Raw genomic sequence first — 22,120 nt, forward strand, 5'->3', positions numbered from 1 at the left:
GGGATCAGGATTCGGGCTGCTTGAACTTCACCTCGGCGAGTTCCCTGAGGCGGGCGGCGAAGGCGGTGAATTCGCGCTGCCCCAGGCTCCGGGACAGGAATTGCCGGGCCGAATCGGTTTCCTTGGGATCGGTGGCGGAGGGCACGCCGTCCTTCACCGTCAACAGGTTGAAGATGGCGACCTCGCCGGTATCCAGTTCGGCGCTGTTGGGGGTCGGTTTGCCGTCCTGGGGGCGCGGGGTCTTGAACGCCGCGCCGACCAGGGCCGCCGGTAGCTTGTCCTCGCCGCGCTTGAAGATCGCCGGTTTATTCACCGCGAGTCCCGCGCCCTTCGCGGCTTCCGCGAAGCCCTTGCCCGCCTTTACCTGCTGCAACAACCCATCGGCTTGCTTGCGGGTCTCGCGGCGGGCGTCTTCGTCGCGCAGCTTGGCGAGGATGCCGTCCTTGACTTCGGCCAGGGGTTTGTCCGAGGCCGGTTGATGCTCCTTGACACGCAGCACCAGGGCTTTTTCCCCCTCCAGTTCTATCGGGTCGCTGTTGCGTCCGTTCAGCACGTCCGCGCTGAACGCCGCGGTGCGTACCTTTTCCTCGGTCGCCACGCCCTCGCCCGCCTCGCGGGTGAAGGGACCGGCCTGCTCGATCTTGAGCTTGAGCTGCTGGGCGGCGGCTTCCAGGCTGTCGGGATGTTCGAAAGCCTGCTCGGTCAGGGTCTGGCCGAGATCGTAGAATTTGTTCTCCGCCGCGTTGTGCTGGGCGGTTTTGAGCAACTCGGCCTTCACCGCGTCGAAGGGCTTGATCTGGGCCGGGACCAGCTCGGTCAACTTGATGAGATGGTAGCCGAACGAGGTTTTGACCGGCTCGGACACCGCGCCCGGCTGCAAGGCCGCGACCGCCTTGGCGAAGCTGTCTTCCATGGCGCTCTTGTCCATGAAGCCCAGGTCGCCGCCCTGCTTGGCCGAGACGGGATCGCCCGAGGCTTCCTGGGCCACCTTGGCGAAATCCTCGCCCTTGGCCAGCCGTTCGCGGAGGGCCTTGGCCTTGGCGAGGGCGGCGGGATCGGCGGCGGCGTCTTCCACCGGGATCAGGATATGGCTGAGCTTGCGGCGCTCCTCGGTGCCGAAATTGGCTTTGTGTTCCTCGTACTGGCGGCGCAGTTCGTCCTCGCCGATCTGCACCTCCTTCGCCAGGTCTTCCAGGGCCAGGACCACATATTCGATGGAGACCTTCTCGGGATTCCTGAAGTCCGCCAGATGCTCGCGGTAATACGCTTCGATCTCGGTATCGGCGAAGGCGCGGGTCGAGGGCTTCAGCGGCACGGTGGCGTACTCGATCTCGCGCTCCTGGTTCCTGAGCCGGATCAGCGCGTCCACTTGGTCCTGGGTGGCGAAGGCGCTGTCGAGGATGCCTTTTTGATATTGCTCCATCACCAGGGCGCGGCGGACCTGGGCGGTGAATTGTTCGGGGTTCATGCCCTGGGACGACAGCAAGGCCTTGTATTTGTCCTTGTCGAACTTGCCGTCGGTCTGGAAATAGGGCAGGGATTGGACGAAGCCGCGCATCTCGGCGTCGCCGATGGTCAGGGATTCGTCCTCGGCGCTTTGGACGAGGACTTCCTCTTGGACCAGCCGTTCCAGGGTTTCCTGGCGGAGCTGCTTCTCGTCGAAGTCGATGCCCATCAGGCTGGTGAGGCTGCGCTCGTAGGCCTGGTTCACTTCGCGGTCGAAGATTTCGTGGCCGTTCACCACGGCCGCCGGTTTTTCCTTGCCGGTATCCATGTAATTCTGGATACCCCACAGGCCGAAGGGCACGCCGATCAGAATCAACATTATCCAGGCAAAGATGCCTTGGGCACGATCACGAATCGCTTGGAGCATAAGCGGAACCTACCGAGTGGAAAGAAAGGGCTGGGGACGGGGCATTTCCTTGGAGCTAAAAAAAAGCCCCGCGTGATGCGCGGGGCTTTTTTCTTGGTTTGGCGGAGCGGACGGGGCTCGAACCCGCGACCCCCGGCGTGACAGGCCGGTATTCTGACCAACTGAACTACCGCTCCAAATTAACTTGGTGGGTGCTGTAGGGATCGAACCTACGACCCTCGCCTTGTAAGGGCGATGCTCTCCCAGCTGAGCTAAGCACCCTGAAAGAGAAGGCTATTGTACAGCATCTTTCAGGGCTTTGCCAGCCTTGAATGCAGGAATTTTCGCGGCTTGGATGGTGATCGAATCGCCGGTCTGCGGATTGCGGCCCAGGCGCTCGGCGCGTTCCTTCACCAGGAAGGTGCCGAAGCCCACCAAGGACACGGTTTCGCCCTTGCGCAAGGCTTCGGTAATCGCATCGATGACACCGTCCAACGCGCGCCCGGCATCCGCCTTGGTCAAGTCGGCCGCGTCGGAGATCGCCTCGATAAGTTCCGCTTTATTCATTCATTCCCCCTAGGTGAGTTGGGATTAATCGGTGATGTTCGATGAAAGCACATTTGGGTGTGCCGGGCGGCGATGGGCTGGATGTGGGGATCGGCCCGGTGCCATCCCTGTGTCTTCAAGCCAGGGGAAACCGGCTTGAGCCATTCCCGAAAGCCGTGTTTCCGCGGTCGCGCCCGCTCGATAGGGGGGGGAATTTATCAGCACAGGAAAAGCCGTGTCAAGGCGGGATGGGCCTGGGAGCCTTGATTTCCGCGGCTTCCGGCCCGTTCGCGGGCTTGCGCGACGGGCCGGTCGGCGGGGTGGGGTCAGTGGGCGATCATGCTGCTGGCGGGCATCGCGGGGAGGGCGACGCCTTCGCCTTCCACCACCGGGGGCGGGACGGGCAGCGGCTCGGGCATGCGTTGCAGCGCGATTTTCAGCACATCGTCGATCCAGCGCACCGGGATGATGGCGAGGTCTTGCTTGATGTTCTTGGGGATTTCCGCCAAGTCCTTCTCGTTTTCCTCGGGAATCAGGACGGTGGTGATACCGCCGCGGTGGGCCGCGAGCAGCTTTTCCTTCAAGCCGCCGATGGGCAGCACCTCGCCCCTGAGGGTGATTTCGCCGGTCATCGCCACGTCCGAGCGCACCGGGATTTTGGTCAGCGCGGACACCAGGGCGGTACACATGCCGATGCCCGCGCTCGGGCCGTCTTTCGGGGTCGCGCCTTCGGGGACATGCACATGCACATCGTGCTTCTGGTAGAAAGTGGGGTCTATGCCCAGGATGTCGGAGCGGGTGCGGGCCACGGTGATGGCGGTCTGTATCGACTCCTGCATCACTTCGCCCAGCTTGCCGGTGTAGGTCTGCTTGCCGCTGCCCGGCATGATGACCGCTTCGATGGTCAGCAATTCGCCGCCCACTTCGGTCCAGGCCAGGCCGGTGACTTGGCCGATCTGGTCGTTTTCCTCGGCGCGGCCATAACGGAAGCGCTTCACGCCCAGGTAATCCTCCAGGTTGCGGTTGGTCACGTTGACCCGTTTGCTACTGGGCTTCAAGGCCAGGTTCTTCACCACCTTGCGGCAAATCTTGGCGATATCGCGTTCCAGGTTGCGCACCCCGGCTTCGCGGGTGTGGTAGCGGATGATGTCGCGGATGGCGGATTCGTTGATGTGGATTTCGGTTTCCTTGAGGCCGTTGTTCTTGATCTGCTTGGGGATCAAGTAACGCAGGGCGATGTTGATCTTCTCATCTTCGGTGTAGCCGGCGATGCGGATCACTTCCATGCGGTCGAGCAGCGGGGCCGGGATGTTCAGCGTGTTGGCGGTGGCGATGAACATCACTTCGGACAGGTCGAAATCGACTTCCAGGTAATGGTCGTTGAAGGTGTGGTTCTGTTCGGGGTCCAGCACTTCCAACAGGGCGGAGGCCGGGTCGCCGCGGAAATCCATCGCCATCTTGTCGATCTCGTCCAGCATCAACATGGGATTGCGGGTTTTCACCTTGGCCATGTTTTGCAGGATCTTGCCGGGCATGGAGCCGATGTAGGTACGGCGGTGGCCGCGGATTTCCGCCTCGTCGCGGACGCCGCCCAGGGCCATGCGTAGGTATTTGCGGTTGGTGGCGCGGGCGATGGACTGGCCCAGCGAGGTTTTGCCGACGCCGGGCGGCCCCACCAGGCACAGGATCGGGCCTTTGAGCTTCTTGACGCGCTGTTGCACGGCCAGATATTCCAGGATGCGCTCCTTGACCTTGTCCAGGCCGTAATGTTCGGCTTCCAGGATTTCCTCGGCGTGCTTGAGGTTGTGGTTGACCTTGGTGCGCTTCTTCCAAGGCATGCCGACCATCCAGTCGATGTAGTTCCTGACCACCGTGGCCTCGGCGGACATGGGCGACATCAGCTTGAGCTTGCTCAGCTCGGTCTCGGTCTTGACGCGGGCGGCTTCCGGCATCCCGGATTTCTTGATCTTGCGGGCCAGTTCCTCGAATTCGTTGGGCACGTCCTCCATTTCGCCCAATTCCTTCTGGATGGCTTTCATCTGCTCGTTCAGGTAGTACTCGCGCTGGTTCTTCTCCATCTGCTGCTTGACGCGGCCGCGGATGCGCTTTTCCATTTCCAGCATGTCCACCTCGCCTTCCATCAAGGTCATGAGGCGTTCGAGGCGGGCGGTGATGTCGCTGGATTCGAGGATGATTTGCTTGTCCTCGATCTTGATGGTCATGTGGGCGGCGATGGTGTCGGCCAAGCGGCTGGGGTCGTCGATGCCGGCCAGCGAGTTGAGGACTTCGGGCGGGATGCGCTTGTTCAGCTTGACGTACTGGTCGAAGGTGTTGATGACGGTGCGGACCAGCACATCCAATTCTTGTTCGCCGATGCTCAGTTCGTCCTCTTGCGGCACGACCTGGGCCATGAAGAACTTGTCCAGCACCTTGTATTTTTCCACCCGGCTGCGCTCGCTGCCTTCGACCAACACCTTGACGGTGCCGTCCGGCAGCTTGAGCAATTGCAGGATGTTCGACAGCGTGCCGACCGTGTACAGGTCTTCGAAACCGGGGTCGTCGACCTCGGCTTCCTTTTGCGCCACCAGCAGTATCTGCTTGTTGTCGCGCATGGCGCTGTCCAGGGCCAGGATCGATTTTTCCCTGCCCACGAACAGGGGGATGACCATGTGCGGGTAAACCACCACGTCGCGCAGGGGCAGAACCGGGACGGTTTTCAAAGTGGCATGCGTTGAACTATCCATAGGGGGGACCATTGGTTGTAGGAGGGGGTGGATTGAAGATATAGGCGGGGGGGGAATGAATACAAGGGGCGCTGAAATAAAACCGCAAAAAAAATCGCCCGCAAGCGGGCGATTGTTTATTTACGGTTAATTGTCGGGTGGATTCTAGGGTTATTCACCCGAGGCGAGGTGTTTTTCGCCGCTCTTATAGATCAAATAGGGTTCGGTTTCGCCTTTGATGACCTTTTCATCGATCACCACCTTGGACACATGCTCGGATGAGGGCAGTTCGTACATGGTATCCAACAGGGTATGTTCAAGGATGGTGCGGAGGCCGCGGGCGCCGGTCTTGCGGTCCATGGCCCGCTTGGCGACCACCTTCAGGGCGTCCTCGCGGATTTCCAGGTCGCAGCTTTCCATCTCGAACAGCTTCTTGTACTGCTTGACCAAGGCGTTCTTGGGCTCGGTCAGGATACGGACCAAGGCCGCTTCGTCGAGTTCTTCCAGGGTCGCGACCACCGGCAAGCGACCCACGAATTCCGGGATCAACCCGTAGCGGATCAAGTCCTCGGCTTCCACCTCGCTGAGGATTTCGCCGACGTTGCGCTTCTCGTCCTTGCTTTTCACATCGGCGGAGAAGCCGATGCCACCCTTCTCGGAGCGGGCGCGGATGACCTTTTCCAGCCCGGCGAACGCGCCACCGCAAATGAACAGGATATTGGCGGTGTTGACCTGCAAGAATTCCTGTTGCGGATGCTTGCGGCCCCCTTGCGGCGGCACCGACGCTATCGTGCCTTCGATCAGCTTGAGCAGGGCTTGCTGCACGCCTTCGCCCGACACATCGCGGGTGATCGAGGGGTTGTCGGATTTCCGGGAAATCTTGTCGATCTCGTCGATGTAGACGATGCCGGATTCGGCTTTTTCCACATCGTAATCGCACTTCTGGAGGATTTTCTGGATGATGTTCTCCACGTCCTCGCCGACATAGCCCGCCTCGGTCAAGGTGGTGGCGTCGGCGATGGTGAAGGGCACGTCCAGCAAACGGGCCAGGGTTTCGGCCAGCAAGGTCTTGCCGGAGCCGGTCGGGCCGATCAGGAGGATATTGCTCTTAGCCAATTCCACGTCGCTCTTCTTGGCGTGGCTTTGGGCGCGGAGCCGTTTGTAATGGTTATAGACGGCCACCGACAGGATACGCTTGGCCTTTTCCTGGCCGATCACGTATTCGTCGAGGACCGCCTTGATTTCCTTGGGCTTGGGCAGCTTGTCCATGCCGGAGGAGGCGCTCTCCTGGAGTTCCTCGCGGATGATGTCGTTGCACAATTCCACACATTCGTCGCAGACGAAAACGGCGGGACCGGCGATGAGCTTGCGCACCTCATGCTGGCTTTTACCGCAAAACGAGCAATAAAGGAGCTTGCCGCCCCCGTCTTTGCCGTGTCTGTCGTCACTCATCGCACACCCCTTCTTGCGTCGTCGTAAGCGTTGCGGCGGCCGATCCACGCCCCGTCCTGGGGCATCGACCGCGTATTTCCTGAGTTATGGGAATTCCGGCTCATCCCGCCGCGGAAACTTCCCGGCTCTCCAAAACCTTGTCGATTAGACCATAGCGTACCGCGTCGGCTCCGCTCATGAAATTGTCACGGTCGGTGTCGGCCTGGATGCGCTCCATGGGTTGGCCGGTATGTTTGGCCAGGATGGTGTTGAGGCGTTCGCGCACCGCCAGGATTTCGCGGGCATGGATATCGATATCGCTGGCTTGGCCTTGGAAGCCGCCCAAGGGCTGGTGGATCATCACCCGCGAGTGCGGCAGGGCGTAGCGCTTGCCGGCCGCGCCGCCCGCCAGCAGCAAGGCGCCCATGCTGGCGGCCTGGCCCACGCACAGGGTGCTGACATCGGGCTTGATGAATTGCATGGTGTCGTAGATGGCGAGGCCGGAAGTCACCACGCCGCCCGGAGAGTTGATGTACAGGTGGATGTCCTTGTCCGGGTTTTCCGATTCCAGGAACAGGAGCTGGGCGATGATGAGGTTCGCCATATAGTCCTCGACCTGGCCGACCAGGAAGATGACGCGCTCCTTGAGCAAACGCGAGTAAATATCGAACGCCCGCTCGCCGCGGGCGGATTGCTCGATGACGATGGGCACCAGGCCGGAAGCCCTGGGGCTGAGGTCTTGGGGGAGGTTTTTGTCAAACATGGGTTGCCTTCTGGGAATGGGGGTGTGGGCCGGCTAGGCTTGGGCCTTGGGGGCCGCCGCTTGCATGAGCGCCTGGAAGTCGATCTTTTCTTCGGTGGCCTGGCCTTGTTCCAGGATCAAATCCACGACCTGGTCTTCGCGGGTCACGTTCTCGACTTCGCGCAGCCGGGTCTTGTCGGAATAGTACCAGCGAACCACCTCGCTGGGTTGTTCATAGCTCTGGGCCAGTTCTTCGACGGCGGCGCGGACGCGGTTGACATCCAGCTTGACGTTATAAGTCTCGATCAGCTTGTTCAGCACCAGGGCCAGGGTTACGCGCCGCCGCGCCACCGGTTCCAGTTGCTCCTTGAGCTTGGCTTCGTCGATGGCTTGCTTGCGTTCCTGGGCGGTTTCCAGATAGGGCCGGGCCAGGTCGTTGACCTCGTCCTTGACCAGCACGCCGGGCAGTTGGATGGGGTTGGCGGCGTAGAGCGCGTCCATGACCGAGGTCTTGGTCTTGGTGTGCAGGGCGCGGCGCATCTCGCGCTCCATGTTGCTGCGGATTTCGGCGCGGAAGGCGTCGAGGTCGCCGCCTTCGATCCCGAACAGGTTCATGAAATCGGCGTCCAGTTCCGGCACGCGGGTCTCTTCGACCTTGGCGACTTCGACCACGAAATGCACGGTCTTACCGGCCAGGTTGGCGGCGGGATAGTCTTCCGGGAAGGCTTGGTCGAATTCGAGCTTCGCGCCCGGCGCGGCTCCTTTCAGATTGTCCTCGAAACCCGGCACCATCTGGCCCTCGCCCAGCACCACCGGGAAATCCTCGACCTTGCCATTGGTGAAGGAGGTTTCGCCATCGAAGCCCTCGAACGCGATGATCATGCGGTCGCCCTCGACGGAGGGACGTTCCACGGCTTCCCAGGTTTTGCGCTGCTCGCGGAGGCGCTGGATCATGGTATCCACGTCCTCGTCGCCGACTTCCGACAGATAGCGGCGGACTTCCAGGGTTTCCAGCGGCATGGGCACGAATTCCGGCATCACCTCGAAATTGGCCTCGTATTCCAGACCCTGGCCCTCGTCGGCCTTGTGGGCGGTGATGGTCGGCATCCCGGCGGGGTTCAGCTTCTCGTCGCGCACGGCTTCGTGGAAGGTGTTCTGGATGATCTCGGTCAGCACTTCTTCGCGGACCTGCTGGCCATAGCGCTGCTTGATGACGCTTTGCGGCGCCTTGCCGGGACGGAAGCCGTCGAGCTTGACCTTCTGGGTGAGGGCGTTCAGGCGGGTGGCGACTTCCTTCTGGATTTTTTCTTCGGGAACCTGGACGGTCAGCTTACGGCTCAATTCGGATGTCGTTTCGACAGAAACTTGCATGGGTTACCTCGAGGTAATGGATAGCGATGATCGGGGCTGGTTGGTCGGGTGGTCGCCCGTGGTTGGCGGGGACGGACGGGCGCTCGTGCGGTGGTCGGCGTTCGGGGGCGGGTGCCCAACGCGAAGCATGAGGTCTGAGGGTAAGTGGTGCGAATGGAGAGACTCGAACTCTCAAGGGTTGCCCCACTGGAACCTAAATCCAGCGCGTCTACCAATTTCGCCACATTCGCAAACAATCTTCGGATTATACCCCGTTCGCCCTGGAATGCTGGATACCGCGCCACCGCCTCGAAGGCCGGGGCCGGAATCCATGCGTGCGAACCATCCGCGTATTATAAATCCCTGTAATATTTTTTCATCTGCCGCGTGGGACAATAGCGCGGTTTCCGGGGGGCCGGGCTTCCGAAAATCCATCGGCGGCTGGATAATGGCCCACCCCATTCCGGTCGCGCGCCATGGCCGTTCCCGATAGCTTGTTTTTGACCCGCTTGCTCGCCGACCTGCCGGAAAGCCTGGACGCCGAGCGTTTCGAGCCTTTGTTGGAAACCCCCGCGTTCCGCTTGGAGCGCATCCTGTCCTTAGGGCACGCCACGCCACCGGGCGAGTGGTACGACCAAACCTGGGACGAATGGGTGATGTTGGTGCGGGGCGGCGCGGGACTTTTGATCGAAGGCCGGGCCGAAGTCCTGGTTTTGAATCCGGGCGATGCGGTGTTGTTGCCCGCCCATTGCCGCCACCGGGTGGAATGGACCCGGCCCGGCGAGCCGACGGTGTGGCTAGCCCTGCATTTTGGTTTTCCCGAACCCAAGGAGGCATCGATATGAGCGGAATCATGATCGAACGGCAAATCAGCGAGGAACGGCTGCGCGACCTGGGCGTACACGGCTGGCCGGTGTGGAGCAAGGAGCCTTCGGAATTCCCCTGGACCTACGACGAGACCGAAACCTGCTATCTCCTGGCGGGAAAGGTGGTGGTGACGCCCGAACAAGGCGAAGCGGTGGAATTCGGGAAGGGCGATTGGGTCGTATTCCCGCGCGGGTTGTCCTGCACCTGGAAAATCCTGGAAACCGTGCGCAAGCACTACGACTTTTCCTGATCCAAGCCTGGGTCGGGAGCCACGGCGCGGGCCACGCGCCATTGATCGAGAGACGCAACCATGAGCAAGAAACCCCGGCCACCGGCCATCCCGGTGAACAATCCCGTCGCCAAGCACGCGGGCAAATTCAACCGCGCCGCCACCTTCCGCGATGCCCGCAGCTACCGGCGCAAGCCGAAACACCCGGGCCGAGAGCCCTTCCCGATCCGCGCCGCCTGATCGGAAAGGGCTTTCGACCTTCCCCGCCTCATTCCCTCCCGCCCATCATCTCCACCACCTCCAGCAACGAAGCGCAGGCATAGCGGGCCAGCCCCAGCGCTTGCGTCCGGATATTGTCGTGGCGCTGCACCAGGATCGTAATCATCCCGGCGGCATCGGCGGCGGCGAGTCCGGTCGGCGAATCCTCCAAGGCGAGGCAGGCCACCGGGTCCACGCCCAGCCGCCGGGCCGCTTCCAGGTAGACATCCGGCGCGGGCTTGCCCAGGGGCACTTGGTCGCGGGTCACGACCACCGCGAAGGCACCTCCCAGGCCGGAGCGTTCCAGGCAGCGCCGGGCGTAGGGTCCATCGCTGTTGGTGGCGAGCGCGAACGGAACCCCTTGGGCGCGGAACCGGTCCAGCAAGGCTTCCACACCCGGCATCCGCGCCATGCCCTGGGTGTGGAGATGGGCGAACCAATGCCGCTCCGCCGCTTGATAGAAGCGCTCCCGCTCGAAGCCGGGGCCGAATTCGCGCCACATCGCCGCTTCCACGGCGGAGGCGTGCTGGCCGAACAGGCCGTGGCAGAAATCCTCGGCCAGGGCATAGCCCAGTTCGGCGGCGGCCAGCCGCCAAGCGGCGCAATAGGTGGATTCGGAATCGAGGACCAAGCCGTCCATGTCGAGGATGGCGGCTTGGAACGGCGGCAGGGCGCTCATTGCTTTTGCTTCATGAGGACACGGTCGCGGAACAGCCCACAGGCCAGGACGCCCAGCGCCGCGCCGATGATCTCCAACAAGAGGCCGCCGATCATGCTGCCATGGGTGAAATTGACGCTCATCAGCGGTTTGAGGAACAGGAAGGTCCAAGCCGCCTTGGTGCCGTAATAGACGATCAACGCCCCGGCGATCCAGGGCAGGGGATTCAATTTCAACTTGTCCGCCGTCAGGTAGAACCAGACGCACACGAGGAACGCGATGACGCCGCCGAGCATGGGGGCAACTCCTTGAGGGTGGTGGGGGAAACGCGGCGCACTGTAGCAAAGCGGACCGGGCTTGCCTATGCGTCCGGCTCCCGCACGACCATGAGGTATTCGCCCGGCGCTTCCCGGCTGGTGCCCACCACCAGATGGCGCGGACCCTGGGCCGTTTCCTCCAACACACCCGCGACCTCCACGGTTTCCCCGGCTTCGGCCTGGCCGGCGTAGGTCTGGGTATGGACATGGACTTCGGCGATGGTGGGATGGTCCAACCGGTAGACCGCCGGGCAGTCGTAGGCATAGCGGGCGTCGAGGACGCGGGCGCGGAGGGTGGTCCGGCCCAGTTTGCGTGCGGGGCCGGTGTCGGCCAGCGGCGCGTCTTCGCCGATCAAGCTGATATCGAACTTGGTGCCCGCGACCATGCCTTTATTGAACTTGCGCCGCTCGTGCCACAGGTAGTCCTCGAATCCGAGGGCGCAGCCGCGCCGGGCGTAGGCGTCGCGCCAATCCTCCGGGGCCAGATCGTCCAGCGCGCCCTCGGCCAGCGCCCGCCGGACCAGCGCCCTGGCCTGGAAAAACGCCGCCCGCCCATAGATCACCACATCCAAATCGGAAGCCGGATTTTGCGCCCCGATCAAGAGCGAGCCGGTGAGTCCCGCTTGGTCCAGGTCCAGCCCCATCCCGGCCAACAATCGCAGCAGGTGCGCCGCCTTGGCCTCGATGGCGTCGGGGTTCGCCGCGCCGAGCAATTCCCGCGCCCGTGCCCGTGGTCGGTGATGGCGGGCGATCCGGTCCAGGGGCACGCCATGCAGCGCCGTGTCCAGCCGCCGCGAGGTGTAGAGATAGTCGGGGGCGTGGGTGGCGAGATAATCCTGGGCGGCGGCGGTACGTAGTTTTTGGCGGCGGCCCTCGACCGGCGCATAGCGCAGCCAGCACAGCACGCGGCCTTCCTCCATGTGTCCGTCCACGACGGCGAAGATGAGTCCTTCCGGGGTTTGGATGAAATCGCGGGGTTGATAGGTCATTCGGGATGCTTGCTGTCTTGGTGAATGGCATGAACGGCACAGGATGCCGGAAGCGGGCGTTCCCGGCCAGTGGGCGGGTAGGCGGGTCCGGGCGATCCTGGCGATAATACCGGCGTGGTGTCCGGGCTAACGGTTGTGGGAACTATGTTGACAAGGCTGCTGTGGTTTTTCGCCTGGATGGGCGCGGTGCTGGCCGATCCTGTCGGCCTGGAACAGCAAAGGGCGCTATTCCTCCAGGCCGAGCAAGCCCTGGAACAAGGCCGCGGCGACGAGGCCCGCCGTCTGCGCGATTCGCTCGAAGGCTATCCGCTCCAGGTTTATCTCGGCTTCCGCCTGCTCGACCACCGGCCCGGCGCGGAAGCCGAAATCCCGGCCTTCCTGGCCCGCCACGGCCAGACCCGTTACGCCGCGCCCTTGCGGCGGCAATGGCTGGATTTCCTGGCCCGCAAAGAAGCCTGGGACGATTACGTCCGGGCCTATCAAGCCACCGACGACCCGCAAATCCAGTGCGATTATTATTGGGCGCTCCATCGCCTGGGCCGCGCCGCCGAGGCCTATGCCGGGGCGGCCAGGTTGTGGGATTCCGCCGAGTCCCGCCCCGCCAATTGCGACCGCTTGTTCGCCGCCTGGCAAGCCAGCCCCGCCTTCACGCCCGAACAAGTCTGGAAACGCTTGGGGTTGGCCCTCGACAAGAACCGCCTCCCGCTGGCCCACGCCCTGCGCGACCTGCTACCCGCCCAGGACCGCGCCGCCGCCGATTTCTGGTTCGCCGTCCACGATAACCCCCGCCTGGTCGAGCAATGCGCCGCCTGGAAGCCCGCCGATCCCCGCCAGGGCCGGATTTTCGCCCATGGCATCGACCGGCTGGCGGGGGACGAGCCTTTGCGGGCGCTGGGGGTGTGGAACCTACGCCGGAGCGAATTCCATATCGAGCCGGGGGAACAGGCCCGGATCGACCGCCGCCTCGCCATCGCGCTCGCCACCCAGCGCTATCCGCAGGCGGCGGCCTATCTCGGAAGTTTGCCGGAGGGCGTGGCCGATGCCCAGACCCGCGCTTGGCGCATCCGCGCCGCCCTGTTGCGGCAGGATTGGCCCGGTGCGTTGCTCGGCCTGGACCAACTCGACGCTTCCGAGCGCAACCAGAACCTCTGGCGCTATTGGCGGGCGCGGGCCTTGGAAGCCCTGGGCGATAGCGCCGCCGCCCTGGAGGTGTACAAGGCTTTGGCGGGCGAGCGGGATTTCCACGGCTTCGTGGCGGCGGACCGGGTGCAGGCGAAATATCCCTTGTCGTTCGAGCCGACGCCGGTCGCCGAGGCCGAGGTCCAGCGCTTGGCCGCGACCCCGGCGTTCCGCGCCATCCAGGAATTCCGCGCCCTCAACCGGCCCGGCGAAGCGCAAAAGGAATGGCTCTATGCCCTCGATTCGCTGTCTAAACAGGACCGGCTCATCGCCGCCAAATTGGCCCAGCAATGGGGCTGGGACCGGCTGGCGATCACCGCGCTGGCCAAGTCCGAGAACCAGGGCGACCTGTCCTTGCGCTTCCCCTTGGCCTATGGCGAGGCCATCGCCCAGGAGGCCCGCGCGCGCGATCTGGAACCGGCGCTGATTTACGGGCTGGTGCGGCGGGAGAGCGCGTTCGATCCCGGGGCCAAATCCAGCGCCGGGGCTTTGGGGTTGATGCAAATCATGCCCGGCACCGGCCAGGACGTGGCCCGAGCCTTGAGCGAGGCTTGGACTTCGGAGCGGATATTGTTGGAGCCGCGGGTGAACCTGCGCTATGGCGCGGCTTATTTCCGGGGCTTGCTGGACCGTTTCGGCAACCGCTTCGCCCTGGCCACCGCCGCCTATAACGCCGGGCCGAACCGGGTGGAGCGCTGGTTGCCCCCTTCCGGTCCGCTGCCCGCCGATATCTGGATCGAAACCATCCCCTATGGCGAAACCCGCCAGTATGTGAGCGCGGTCCTGGCCTATATGGCGATCTACCGGGAGCGGTTGGGCGGGAATGCGGGCCGGATCAGCGGCTTGTTGACCGAGATCATGCCGGGGAAGCAGGTGGAGGCGAAGCCGGACCGGCCCGTGGGGGTGGCGGTTTGTCCCGATGGAGCGGGACTGGCGGGCGGGCCGGGCCTTGGCGACCCCGCCCGCCCCGCGGGGCCGGAACCTAGACCAACTCCCGCGCCCGCTCGAACGCCTCCCGGAAATCCAGGAACACCGGCTTTTCCGCCGTGAGCAGATAGGCCAGCAAGGCGTGTTGCAGCTTGTATTTCACATCGCCCACCGCCAGCGAGCCGATGCCCACCGCGCCCGGCGAATTCACCGCGTGGACCAGGGGCTCGCCATTGTGCATCCGTTTCACGCCCTCGATCCCCAGGGGCGGCACCGCGTTGATATCGCCCGCCACCTTCAATTGCTTGGCGTCGCCCAGGATATCGGCGTTCAACACCTGCACCCCGGCTTTGGCGGTGCAGAACACGATATCGGCGTGGGCGATCAAACGGGCCTTGTCGGCGTCGGAACTGGCGTAGGTGCCTTTCAGCTTGGCCCCGCAGCGGGCGTTGTATTCGTCGGCCTTTTCCAGGGCGGTGTTGATGTTGAAGGGATCGACGATCTTCACATCCACCCCGGCCAGCGAGGCGATCACGGCGGTGGCGATGCCCACCGGGCCGGTGCCGCCGTAGACCACGCCGCACAGACCCTCCAAGCCGACGCCGTGCTTGACCCGCAGTTGCTTCTCGACGCAGGCGACCAAGGCGGCGGCGGTGGTGCAGGCCCCGCTGGGATCGGCCAACACCGAGACCTCGAACGGCGGCACCATGGCATTCTTGGCGATGTCCAGCATGTTGAGCGCCAGGCCCAGGTCGCGCCCGCCGATGAAGAGGCCGGTGCGCTTCACCCCCGCCGGGCCGCGGGAAAAGATGGCGTCCTGCACCAGGCCGTTGATCTGTTCCAGGGCCACGTTGTTATAGGTGAAGATCGATTCGAAGCCCGAGTCCACCGCCATGTTGATATCGAAGGGACTGACATGGGGCATGGGATCGAACATGTGGAGTACGGTGCGTTTTTCCATGGGGAAACCTCTTGCGATAGGGAATCGGGGCGTCCCACGCCGGGGCGCGGGGCTGCGTGGCGACCTTGCGTCGTGGGGCGCTCCCGCGTGGGACGCGGGAACGGGGCGGGGGGATGGGCGATATCGCGGGGTCCGGGATCAAAGCTGGGCGGCGATTTCGCGGGCCAGGGCGAAGGCGTCGTCGAAGGCCAGGTAGACCGGCTGGTCGGTTTCGCGCATCCGGGCCAAGAGGCCGCTTTGGGTCTTGTATTTGACATTGCCGATGGCGAGCGCCCCGACCCCGACCGCGCCGCTGTTCGAGCCTTCGATGGGTGTGCCCTGGTGGAAGGCGTCCAGCCCGGCGATACCGGAGGGCGGCACGGCGTTCACGTCGGCGGCGACCTTCAGCACGGGGGCGGCGGCGACCAGTTCGGCGCTCAAGACCTGGATACCGGCGGCGGCGGTGGCGAACACCACGTCGGCGGTTTTGATGAGTTCGCCCTTGTTGGCGTCGGCGTCGCCCTCGATCTGGGTCGAGCCGCCGCCGAATTCGGCGTTGACCAGGGCGGCGACGGATTGGGCCTTTTCAAGCTGGCGGCCGATGATCTTGACCTTGGCCCCGGCCTTGGCCGAGAGCGCGGCGGCGATCTGGCCGACCGGGCCGGTGCCGCCCAGGCACAGCACATGCTTGCCATCGAGTCCGGTGTCGAACTTCGTCCGCAATTGCCGCTCGACGCAGGCGACCATCGCCGCCGCCGTGGTGTAGGCGCCGCTGGGATCGGCGAAGGCCGAGACCTCGAACGGCGGTACCATGGATTTCTGGGCGGTCCTGAGCATGTCCACCGCCAGCTTGGCATCGCGCCCGCCGAAGAACAGGCCGGTACGCTTCACGCCCTTGGGACCGCGGGAAAAGATCGAGTCCTGCACCAAGGCTTGCACCTCGCCCAGTTCCACATGGAGGTAGGGGATGGCCGCGGTCCAGCCGGCGTCCAGGGCCATGTTGACATCGAACGGGCTGAGGTTCTTTTCGGGGGTGAACATGTGCAGGATATAAGGCTTTTCCATGGACGACTCCGTTTTGGTTATGGTGTAGGGGGCGGAAGGCGATGGGGGGTCCGGTCGCGCGGACGCGCGAAGGATAGCATAGAACGTCCGGTTGCCGGCCCGCTGGATGCCCGGCACCGTCACCCCGCCGTCATGCCGCCGTAAAGCCGCCCGCACAGGGTTGGGGCGCGATCTGTTCAACCTGCCGATGGAAAAACGCCATGTCTTTTAGCCAAGCCTTGTCCGCTGGGGCCGTCCTGGCGCTGTTGTTGGGGGCCGACGGTTGCCAAGCCTTCTCGTTCGCCCTGATCGGCGACCAGGAATACGACGCCGCCCAGGCCGCCCGCTTCCCGAACCTCCGCGAGGCTATCAACGCCGATCCCTCGATAGCCTTCGTGATCCACGATGGCGATATCAAAAGCGGTTCCAGCCCGTGTTCCGACGCCTTGTTCCTGGCCCGCCGCGACGAATTCAACGCCTTCGCCAAACCCTTCGTTTACGTGTTCGGCGACAACGAATGGACCGATTGCCATCGGGCGGGCGCGGGCCGTTACAATCCGCTGGAACGCCTGGCCAAGCTGCGCGCGATCTTCCATCCCTACGGCTCCCCCAGCCTCGGGGCCGAGTCCCTGTCCTTGGAGCGCCAGGGCCGGGACTATCCCGAGAACCTGCGCTGGACCCAGGACGGCGCGATGTTCGTGACCCTCAACATCCCCGGCAGCAACGATGGTTTGGCGTCCACCGGCAACGCGGCCTGGGATGCCGCCAACCGCGCCGAGGAAGCTATCCGCAAGCGGCGGAACCTTGCTTGGTTGCGGGAGTCGTTCGCGCTGGCGCAACGCGGGGGATTGGCCGGCCTGATGCTGGTCATCCAGGCCAATCCTTGGGATGCGATTCCCACGTCGGGCCTCACCGCCTACCAGGATTTCCTGGCCGCCCTGGAAGCCGAAACCCGCGCCTTTGGCAAGCCGGTGGTGCTGGTCCATGGCGACAGCCATTATTTCCGCATCGACAAGCCGCTGCCCACGGTGCCCTTCGACCCCCAGCTGTCAACCCAGCCCATGCCGTGGGAAAACCCCGCGCCGCGGCTGGAGAATTTCACCCGGGTGGAAACCTTCGGCACCGTCAACGCGCATTGGCTGAAGGTCACGGTGGATCGGGACGATCCCAGCGTGTTCACCTTCCAGCAGCGCATCGTCCGCAAGAACGTGGTGCCCGCCCCTTAAAGCGGTTATTCCGCCGCCGCCTCCCCGTCCTCGCCCCGCATACACCGCAGCACGCGGGCATTGACCACCTTGTCGCCGCCCATGCATTCGCCCACCGATTTTTTCATCGCGGCGGGCGGCGCGGGTTGGGGTGCCGCCGCTTCGTCCGGTCCGGTGCCGGGCGCGACATCCTGTTGCAGGATCAACTGGCCGTTCTCCTGCTGTATCCGCAGTTCGCGCAGGGCGCTCATGCCCAGCAAGACCACGTCGCCGGGCATCGGGGCGGTGATCAGCACCGCCTCGATATTCTTCAAGCGGATCGGGCCGAGCTTCAGGCTGGCGACCTTGGCCGCATACATCCCGGCCACGCCATTGGCGGTCATGGTCTGCACATATTGGCCCCGTGTCAGGTTCAGGTTCCAACGCAGCCTGTCCGGGATCGAGACGAAGCTGGCCCCGGTATCCACCACGAAGGTGACGGGCTTCCCGTTGATCTCGCCCGGCGCGTAGAAATTGCCGTTCTTGGCCGGGGTGATCACCACTTCCGCGACCTGGATTGGGGCCGGGGATTCGGAGGTGGCCGGGGCGGGGGGTGGCGCTGGCGTTTCGGGCGGGGACGCGGGTTCCGGGGCGGTGGCCGTGGCCGCTTCGGGTTCCGGTGTCGGTGGGGGTTCCGGGGCGGCGGGAGCCGCGGCTTCGACCGGGGCGGCGGGCGGGGGCGGGCTGGCGGGAGGACGGACGTGCAATTGCTTGAGCAAGGAGACGACCAGCCCCAGGATCAATAGCCAGGTGCCCGCCGCCACGAGCCGGGTGACGATGGCGAGCCGGTTGCGTTTGGGCGGGTATCCGGGTTTATGGTAATGCACCACCCGCGAGGCGGCGGACGGGGAATCATCGGCGGTCGGCGGCGGGGCGGCGGGGTTGCGCCGGTTTTGGGGGGGCTGGTTCATGGTGTGGCTCGGGCGCGATGGGTGTGCCGTAAAGTTTAATGAGTACACGGATTATTGTCCCGGAGCGCGTGAACCGTGCGGGCCGTGGACGGTCATAGCAAGTGTTCTTCCTCTCTAGTTGACCCACCTTCCGGTGGGTCTTTTTTTGGGGCGGGCGGGCTGCCGGGGCTGGTTGCAATTGTCGGAGTATTTCACTATAAGGTGTCGCCCTGCCCGGATACGTAGCCTTTCGGGTTGACGCCAACAGCGCGTTTTTCCGCCGTGCTTCCAGGGGCTTTCCAAGCGGGTAGCGGGCGCTGCCCGCGGATCGACAATAAAACCTATGCCGAACAGCACATCAGCTTACTGATAAGAGGAGCAGCATCCCATGTTCAAAACCAAGCTCTTGATTGGCACGGCCCTCCTGGCGGCATCGCTGGGCACCGTGGCCGCCGAATGGCAAGCCCTGCCCAGCAAAGCCCCCGAACCCGCCGACAACCCCACCACCCCCGCCAAGGTGGAACTGGGCAAGATGCTGTATCACGATACCCGCTTGTCCGCCAATGGCGTGTTGTCCTGCAATTCCTGCCACAACGTGATGAACGGCGGCGAAGACAACCGCGGCGGCTCTATCGGCGTCAAGGACCAGCGCGGTGGTCGCAGCGCCCCGACCGTTTGGAACTCCGCGTTCAATTCGGTGCAGTTCTGGGATGGCCGCGCGCCCAGCCTCGAAGCCCAGGCCAAGGGTCCGGTCACCAACCCCATCGAGATGGGCATGAAGAGCTGGGACGATGTGGTCGCCCGCTTGAAAGCCATGCCGGGCTACCAAGCCGCCTTCACCGCCGCCTTCGGTCCCGATTCCATCAGCGCCGACAACGCCGCCAAGGCTATCGCCGCCTACGAGCGCACCCTGATCACCCCGAACAGCCCGTATGATAAATACGTCGGCGGCGACAAGGGCGCCCTGACCGAACAACAGGCCCGCGGGATGCAGACCTTCGCCGATATCGGTTGCGTGTCCTGCCACTCCGGCCCGGCCTTCAACGGCCCGGCCCTGCCGGAAGGCACCGGCTTCTATCAGAAGTTCCCGGCCAACGACAATGGCGCCTTGGAAGCCATGTACAACTTCAGCGCCGACCTGGGTCGCCAGGCCGAGACCAAGAACGCCGCCGACGCGCACCTGTTCAAGGTGCCGACCCTGCGCAACATCGCCCTGACCGCGCCCTATTTCCACAACGGCAAGGTGCAGAGCCTGGAGGACGCCGTGAAGATCATGGCCAAGTTGCAGCTCAACAAGGACTTGACCGCCGAACAGAGCGCCGACATCGTGGCCTTCCTGAACGCCCTGACCGGCGAGTTCCCCAAGATCGAGATGCCGCGTTTGCCCGCCTACGCGAACAAGGCGTTCCCCGCCGAATAAGACCGCCCCGCTTTGGGGATGCGGAAAAGCCGACCTCCGGGTCGGCTTTTTTGTGGGTGGAAAGCGACGGCCCTATCCCGCCCCGCGATCCCGGTTCATTTGGCCTTCAAATCGCCATAGCGGCCCAACCACCGGGCGGCCCGTCCGTCCAACCACCGCCGTGCGTCGGCATCGGACTTCAACTGGGCATCCAGGAACGCCGTGGTGATATCGCGCACCGCCGCCAAGTGCTGAGCTTCCGACCTTGGTCCATCCGGTCGGCGGAACCCGTCCGCCGCGCCGGGAGGACCGCCGCCCGGCGGTCCGCCGTGCCCCCCGCCGCCGCCGTTACCGCCGTAGGCATCGGCCCGGAGCCGGTCGCCGCCATCCCCGGCTGGGAAAGGCCCGCCCCCACCGAAAAAGCCGCCCTGTCCGTCGTCCGGGCCGTCGCCATCGGTTCCCTCGCGCCGCTGTTCCGGCCCGGCCCCGCTCAGCCAACGGTGCGAGCCGTTGCGCAGCAGCAGGAGGTATTTGCCCTGGGCGGGCGCGTATTTCCACAGGGCGGTACGGAGCGAAGGGCTGGTGATGCCGTAGGGGTCTTCGTCGCCGCTGGCGGTGACGACCAGCAAGGGGGGCTGTATGTCGCTGTAATGGTGCGCCGGATTGCCCGCCGCCAAGTCCACCGAGGGGCTCAGGGCGATGGCGGCGCGGATAGCGAACCCTGGCAGGTCGGGCCGGGCCGCGCCCAGTTTCCCGCCCACCAGGGCCGTGACGGCCTGGGCACCCAGGTCGTAGCCGACCAGGGCCAACCGTTGCGTATCCGCGTTGGCGAATGGCGCGCGTCCGCTGGCCGCCTGCCGCCGGAATTCCTCCAAGGCCCAGGCCAGATGGGGCAAACGGTTTTCCAAGGCGGTCGCCGCGAAGTATTCCCGGCCAATGGCGGGCAGGTCGTGGTTCCGGCCCGGACCGAGCGCCTTGAGCGCGTTGCCCACCGCCACAGGCTGCGCCGTGAACACCACATAGCCCGCGTCGGCCCAGGCCTGCCGCCAGAGTCCGCCCGCCGTGGCGTCCTCGCCCAGGCCCGGAAAATAAACGACCAGGGGATAACGGCCCGGCTTATCCGGGGATAGCACCGAGATATCCAAGGCGGTCGGCCCATCCTTCCAGGTTTCGCGCAGCGGAACCGTGGCGGGCGCGCTGGAATGGATATATCCACCCCGCGCCGAAAACTCCGCCATGGCTTCCTGTATCTCGCCCGGCGAAGGGGCGTCCGGGGAGGTGAAGAGCGAACAACCACCGAGGGCGACCAATAGGCTAGCGAGCATCGCCTTGCCCTTGTGGTGGCCGGGCATGGTCAAGCCACCTGCAACATCCGGTTCAAGGCCAGCCGCGCCGCATGGGTATCGGCCTCGTTCACCTTGATCCGGTTCACCACGTTGCCCGCCGCCAGGTTTTCCAGTACCCACAAGAGGTGCTGCGGATCGGTGCGAAACATGGTCGAGCACATGCACACGGTCGGCGACATGAAATGCACTGCCTTCCCTTGGGGCCGCACCTCGTCCGCCAAGCGGTTGACCATGTTGAGTTCGGTGCCGACCAGCCAGCGGGTATTCGGCTCGGCCTCGCGGATGGTCTTGAGGATATATTCGGTGGAGCCGATGTATCGGGCCTTCTCGCAGACCTCGAACGCACATTCCGGGTGGGCGATGACTTGGGTATCCGGGTGGCGCTCCAGGAAGCGGTCGATCTGCTCGGGCCTAAACATCTGATGCACCGAGCAAAAGCCCTTCCACAGGATGATGCGGGCGTTCTTGATTTGCGCCTCGGTCAAGCCGCCGCGGGGTTGGGTGAAATCCCAAGTGACCATCTGGTCCAACGGGATGCCCATGCGGTAGCCGGTGTTGCGCCCCAAATGCTGGTCCGGGAAGAACAGCACTTTTTGGCGCTGATCGAAGCTCCATTCCAGGATTTTGCGGGCGTTGCTGGAGGTGCAGACGGTGCCGTTATGCCGCCCGCAGAAGGCTTTCAAATCCGCCGCCGAGTTGATGTAGGTGACGGGCGTTACGCATTGGTCGGGATCGATGACTTCGGCCAGTTCGCGCCAGCAGCGTTCCACCGCCTTGAGGTTCGCCATATCGGCCATCGAGCAGCCCGCCGCCAAATCCGGCAGGATGGCGATTTGTTCCGGGCGCGATAGGATGTCGGCCACTTCCGCCATGAAATGCACGCCGCAGAACACGATATATTCGGCCTCCGACTGGGCGGCTTCCCGCGACAGCTTGAGGGAATCGCCGGTGAGGTCGGCATGGCGGAACACCTCGTCGCGCTGGTAATGATGGCCGAGGATCACGCAGCGTTTACCTAGGGCGCGTTTGGCGGCGCGGAGGCGCGCCTCGCATTCGGCGTCGTCGAGCAGGGCGAAATCGGTCAGGGCTAAAGCGGATGCGGACATGGCGGGAACCTAGAAATCAAAGGGATAGCGATCATAACATCGTGCCGGGGTCGGGAATAGGCGCGGGCCGGGGACGGCGGACC

Annotated in this window: 20 protein-coding genes and 3 tRNA genes; 6 read left to right on the forward strand and 17 right to left on the reverse strand. The window is 64.3% G+C overall.

The genetic code is table 11. The annotated features are described in order from the left end of the window. Nucleotides 1-4: 4 nt before the first annotated feature. The 9 genes from K5658_RS02995 to K5658_RS03035 form a co-directional block, all read right to left on the reverse strand. Nucleotides 5-1,873 (reverse strand): SurA N-terminal domain-containing protein, encoded by a 1,869-nt coding sequence (locus K5658_RS02995; protein ID WP_221065514.1) that lies wholly within the window; start codon nt 1,871-1,873, stop codon nt 5-7. A gap of 99 nt (nt 1,874-1,972) precedes the next feature. Further along, nucleotides 1,973-2,049 (reverse strand) — tRNA-Asp (locus K5658_RS03000). Nucleotides 2,050-2,058: 9 nt separating this feature from the next. Beyond that, nucleotides 2,059-2,134, reverse strand: a tRNA-Val gene (locus K5658_RS03005). A gap of 12 nt (nt 2,135-2,146) precedes the next feature. Continuing rightward, on the reverse strand, nt 2,147-2,419 hold the full coding sequence (locus tag K5658_RS03010; protein ID WP_221065515.1) for an HU family DNA-binding protein: 273 nt from the start codon (nt 2,417-2,419) through the stop codon (nt 2,147-2,149). Between the two features lie 305 nt (nt 2,420-2,724). After that, complete coding sequence (lon, locus tag K5658_RS03015; RefSeq protein WP_246628551.1) at nt 2,725-5,142, reverse strand: endopeptidase La; 2,418 nt, start codon at nt 5,140-5,142, stop codon at nt 2,725-2,727. Nucleotides 5,143-5,292: 150 nt separating this feature from the next. Continuing rightward, nucleotides 5,293-6,573 carry an ATP-dependent Clp protease ATP-binding subunit ClpX gene (clpX, locus tag K5658_RS03020; protein WP_221065517.1) on the reverse strand — a complete coding sequence of 427 codons (1,281 nt, stop codon included), beginning with the start codon at nt 6,571-6,573 and terminating at the stop codon, nt 5,293-5,295. A 100-nt stretch (nt 6,574-6,673) separates the two neighbouring features. Beyond that, nucleotides 6,674-7,315 (reverse strand): ATP-dependent Clp endopeptidase proteolytic subunit ClpP, encoded by a 642-nt coding sequence (gene clpP, locus K5658_RS03025; protein WP_221065518.1) that lies wholly within the window; start codon nt 7,313-7,315, stop codon nt 6,674-6,676. 33 nt (nt 7,316-7,348) lie between these two features. Beyond that, nucleotides 7,349-8,665: a trigger factor gene (gene tig / locus K5658_RS03030; protein ID WP_221065519.1), complete on the reverse strand. Its 1,317-nt coding sequence runs from the start codon at nt 8,663-8,665 to the stop codon at nt 7,349-7,351. Nucleotides 8,666-8,810: 145 nt separating this feature from the next. Then, nucleotides 8,811-8,895 (reverse strand) — tRNA-Leu (locus K5658_RS03035). Nucleotides 8,896-9,120: 225 nt separating this feature from the next. On the opposite strand from K5658_RS03035, the gene K5658_RS03040 reads away from it, so the two are divergent. The 3 genes from K5658_RS03040 to K5658_RS03050 are packed head-to-tail and all read left to right on the forward strand — an operon-like array spanning nt 9,121 to nt 9,980. Next, a complete protein-coding gene (locus K5658_RS03040) occupies nt 9,121-9,489 on the forward strand; it encodes a cupin domain-containing protein (protein ID WP_221065520.1) in 369 nt (122 codons plus the stop codon). Then, entirely contained in the window at nt 9,486-9,761 is a 276-nt protein-coding gene (locus K5658_RS03045; protein WP_221065521.1) for a cupin domain-containing protein, read from the forward strand. Before K5658_RS03040 ends, K5658_RS03045 begins: the two co-directional genes overlap by 4 nt. Nucleotides 9,762-9,821: 60 nt before the next feature. Further along, nucleotides 9,822-9,980, forward strand: a complete 159-nt coding sequence (locus K5658_RS03050; protein ID WP_176225100.1) for a DUF7230 family protein — start codon at nt 9,822-9,824, stop codon at nt 9,978-9,980. 28 nt (nt 9,981-10,008) lie between these two features. Here the strand turns inward: K5658_RS03050 and K5658_RS03055 are convergent, their stop codons facing one another. The 3 genes from K5658_RS03055 to K5658_RS03065 all read right to left on the reverse strand — a co-directional run bounded on the left by K5658_RS03055 (nt 10,009) and on the right by K5658_RS03065 (nt 11,962). Then, nucleotides 10,009-10,677: an HAD family hydrolase gene (locus K5658_RS03055; RefSeq protein WP_221065522.1), complete on the reverse strand. Its 669-nt coding sequence runs from the start codon at nt 10,675-10,677 to the stop codon at nt 10,009-10,011. After that, nucleotides 10,674-10,952 carry a hypothetical protein gene (locus K5658_RS03060; protein ID WP_221065523.1) on the reverse strand — a complete coding sequence of 93 codons (279 nt, stop codon included), beginning with the start codon at nt 10,950-10,952 and terminating at the stop codon, nt 10,674-10,676. The genes K5658_RS03055 and K5658_RS03060 overlap by 4 nt, the downstream gene beginning before the upstream one ends. Before the next feature lie 65 nt (nt 10,953-11,017). Further along, nucleotides 11,018-11,962, reverse strand: coding sequence for a hypothetical protein (locus K5658_RS03065; RefSeq protein WP_221065524.1), 945 nt, complete (start codon nt 11,960-11,962; stop codon nt 11,018-11,020). 144 nt (nt 11,963-12,106) lie between these two features. Between K5658_RS03065 and K5658_RS03070 the strand changes: the two genes are divergently transcribed. Continuing rightward, nucleotides 12,107-14,191 (forward strand): lytic transglycosylase domain-containing protein, encoded by a 2,085-nt coding sequence (locus K5658_RS03070; protein WP_221065525.1) that lies wholly within the window; start codon nt 12,107-12,109, stop codon nt 14,189-14,191. On the opposite strand, the gene K5658_RS03075 is transcribed toward K5658_RS03070, so the two are convergent. Together K5658_RS03075 and K5658_RS03080 are read right to left on the reverse strand one after the other, a co-directional pair. Next, a complete protein-coding gene (locus K5658_RS03075; RefSeq protein ID WP_221065526.1) occupies nt 14,124-15,029 on the reverse strand; it encodes an NAD(P)-dependent methylenetetrahydromethanopterin dehydrogenase in 906 nt (301 codons plus the stop codon). The genes K5658_RS03070 and K5658_RS03075 overlap by 68 nt on opposite strands. A 138-nt stretch (nt 15,030-15,167) precedes the next feature. Next, nucleotides 15,168-16,073 carry an NAD(P)-dependent methylenetetrahydromethanopterin dehydrogenase gene (locus K5658_RS03080; RefSeq protein ID WP_221065527.1) on the reverse strand — a complete coding sequence of 302 codons (906 nt, stop codon included), beginning with the start codon at nt 16,071-16,073 and terminating at the stop codon, nt 15,168-15,170. 200 nt (nt 16,074-16,273) lie between these two features. Between K5658_RS03080 and K5658_RS03085 the strand changes: the two genes are divergently transcribed. Further along, entirely contained in the window at nt 16,274-17,278 is a 1,005-nt protein-coding gene (locus K5658_RS03085) for a hypothetical protein (RefSeq protein WP_221065528.1), read from the forward strand. Nucleotides 17,279-17,283: 5 nt separating this feature from the next. Here K5658_RS03085 and K5658_RS03090 read toward each other — a convergent pair whose 3' ends face one another. Beyond that, entirely contained in the window at nt 17,284-18,207 is a 924-nt protein-coding gene (locus tag K5658_RS03090; protein WP_221065529.1) for a retropepsin-like aspartic protease family protein, read from the reverse strand. Between the two features lie 367 nt (nt 18,208-18,574). Between K5658_RS03090 and K5658_RS03095 the strand changes: the two genes are divergently transcribed. After that, the gene (locus K5658_RS03095; protein WP_221065530.1) at nt 18,575-19,606 is read left to right on the forward strand and encodes a cytochrome-c peroxidase; all 1,032 of its coding nucleotides are present in this window, start codon (nt 18,575-18,577) and stop codon (nt 19,604-19,606) included. 95 nt (nt 19,607-19,701) lie between these two features. Here K5658_RS03095 and K5658_RS03100 read toward each other — a convergent pair whose 3' ends face one another. Then, nucleotides 19,702-20,937 carry an alpha/beta hydrolase family protein gene (locus K5658_RS03100; protein ID WP_221065531.1) on the reverse strand — a complete coding sequence of 412 codons (1,236 nt, stop codon included), beginning with the start codon at nt 20,935-20,937 and terminating at the stop codon, nt 19,702-19,704. Between the two features lie 2 nt (nt 20,938-20,939). Continuing rightward, nucleotides 20,940-22,037, reverse strand: coding sequence for a quinolinate synthase NadA (gene nadA / locus K5658_RS03105; RefSeq protein ID WP_221065532.1), 1,098 nt, complete (start codon nt 22,035-22,037; stop codon nt 20,940-20,942). Between the last annotated feature and the right edge of the window lie 83 nt (nt 22,038-22,120).

The sequence above is a fragment of the Methylomagnum ishizawai genome, assembly GCF_019670005.1.
In the GTDB taxonomy this organism is placed as follows: Bacteria; Pseudomonadota; Gammaproteobacteria; order Methylococcales; family Methylococcaceae; genus Methylomagnum; species Methylomagnum ishizawai.

Bases quoted from the DNA above. Each gene is read 5' to 3' on its own strand.
- K5658_RS03090 (WP_221065529.1), bottom strand. From the start codon at position 18,207: ATGAACCAGCCCCCCCAAAACCGGCGCAACCCCGCCGCCCCGCCGCCG.
- K5658_RS03055 (WP_221065522.1), bottom strand. From the start codon at position 10,677: ATGAGCGCCCTGCCGCCGTTCCAAGCCGCCATCCTCGACATGGACGGC.
- K5658_RS03045 (WP_221065521.1), top strand. From the start codon at position 9,486: ATGAGCGGAATCATGATCGAACGGCAAATCAGCGAGGAACGGCTGCGC.
- K5658_RS03100 (WP_221065531.1), bottom strand. From the start codon at position 20,937: ATGCCCGGCCACCACAAGGGCAAGGCGATGCTCGCTAGCCTATTGGTC.
- K5658_RS03040 (WP_221065520.1), top strand. From the start codon at position 9,121: ATGGCCGTTCCCGATAGCTTGTTTTTGACCCGCTTGCTCGCCGACCTG.
- K5658_RS03060 (WP_221065523.1), bottom strand. From the start codon at position 10,952: ATGCTCGGCGGCGTCATCGCGTTCCTCGTGTGCGTCTGGTTCTACCTG.
- K5658_RS03050 (WP_176225100.1), top strand. From the start codon at position 9,822: ATGAGCAAGAAACCCCGGCCACCGGCCATCCCGGTGAACAATCCCGTC.
- K5658_RS03075 (WP_221065526.1), bottom strand. From the start codon at position 15,029: ATGGAAAAACGCACCGTACTCCACATGTTCGATCCCATGCCCCATGTC.
- lon (WP_246628551.1), bottom strand. From the start codon at position 5,142: ATGGATAGTTCAACGCATGCCACTTTGAAAACCGTCCCGGTTCTGCCC.
- nadA (WP_221065532.1), bottom strand. From the start codon at position 22,037: ATGTCCGCATCCGCTTTAGCCCTGACCGATTTCGCCCTGCTCGACGAC.
- K5658_RS03070 (WP_221065525.1), top strand. From the start codon at position 12,107: ATGTTGACAAGGCTGCTGTGGTTTTTCGCCTGGATGGGCGCGGTGCTG.
- tig (WP_221065519.1), bottom strand. From the start codon at position 8,665: ATGCAAGTTTCTGTCGAAACGACATCCGAATTGAGCCGTAAGCTGACC.
- K5658_RS03085 (WP_221065528.1), top strand. From the start codon at position 16,274: ATGTCTTTTAGCCAAGCCTTGTCCGCTGGGGCCGTCCTGGCGCTGTTG.
- clpX (WP_221065517.1), bottom strand. From the start codon at position 6,573: ATGAGTGACGACAGACACGGCAAAGACGGGGGCGGCAAGCTCCTTTAT.
- K5658_RS03065 (WP_221065524.1), bottom strand. From the start codon at position 11,962: ATGACCTATCAACCCCGCGATTTCATCCAAACCCCGGAAGGACTCATC.
- K5658_RS03010 (WP_221065515.1), bottom strand. From the start codon at position 2,419: ATGAATAAAGCGGAACTTATCGAGGCGATCTCCGACGCGGCCGACTTG.
- clpP (WP_221065518.1), bottom strand. From the start codon at position 7,315: ATGTTTGACAAAAACCTCCCCCAAGACCTCAGCCCCAGGGCTTCCGGC.
- K5658_RS02995 (WP_221065514.1), bottom strand. From the start codon at position 1,873: ATGCTCCAAGCGATTCGTGATCGTGCCCAAGGCATCTTTGCCTGGATA.
- K5658_RS03080 (WP_221065527.1), bottom strand. From the start codon at position 16,073: ATGGAAAAGCCTTATATCCTGCACATGTTCACCCCCGAAAAGAACCTC.
- K5658_RS03095 (WP_221065530.1), top strand. From the start codon at position 18,575: ATGTTCAAAACCAAGCTCTTGATTGGCACGGCCCTCCTGGCGGCATCG.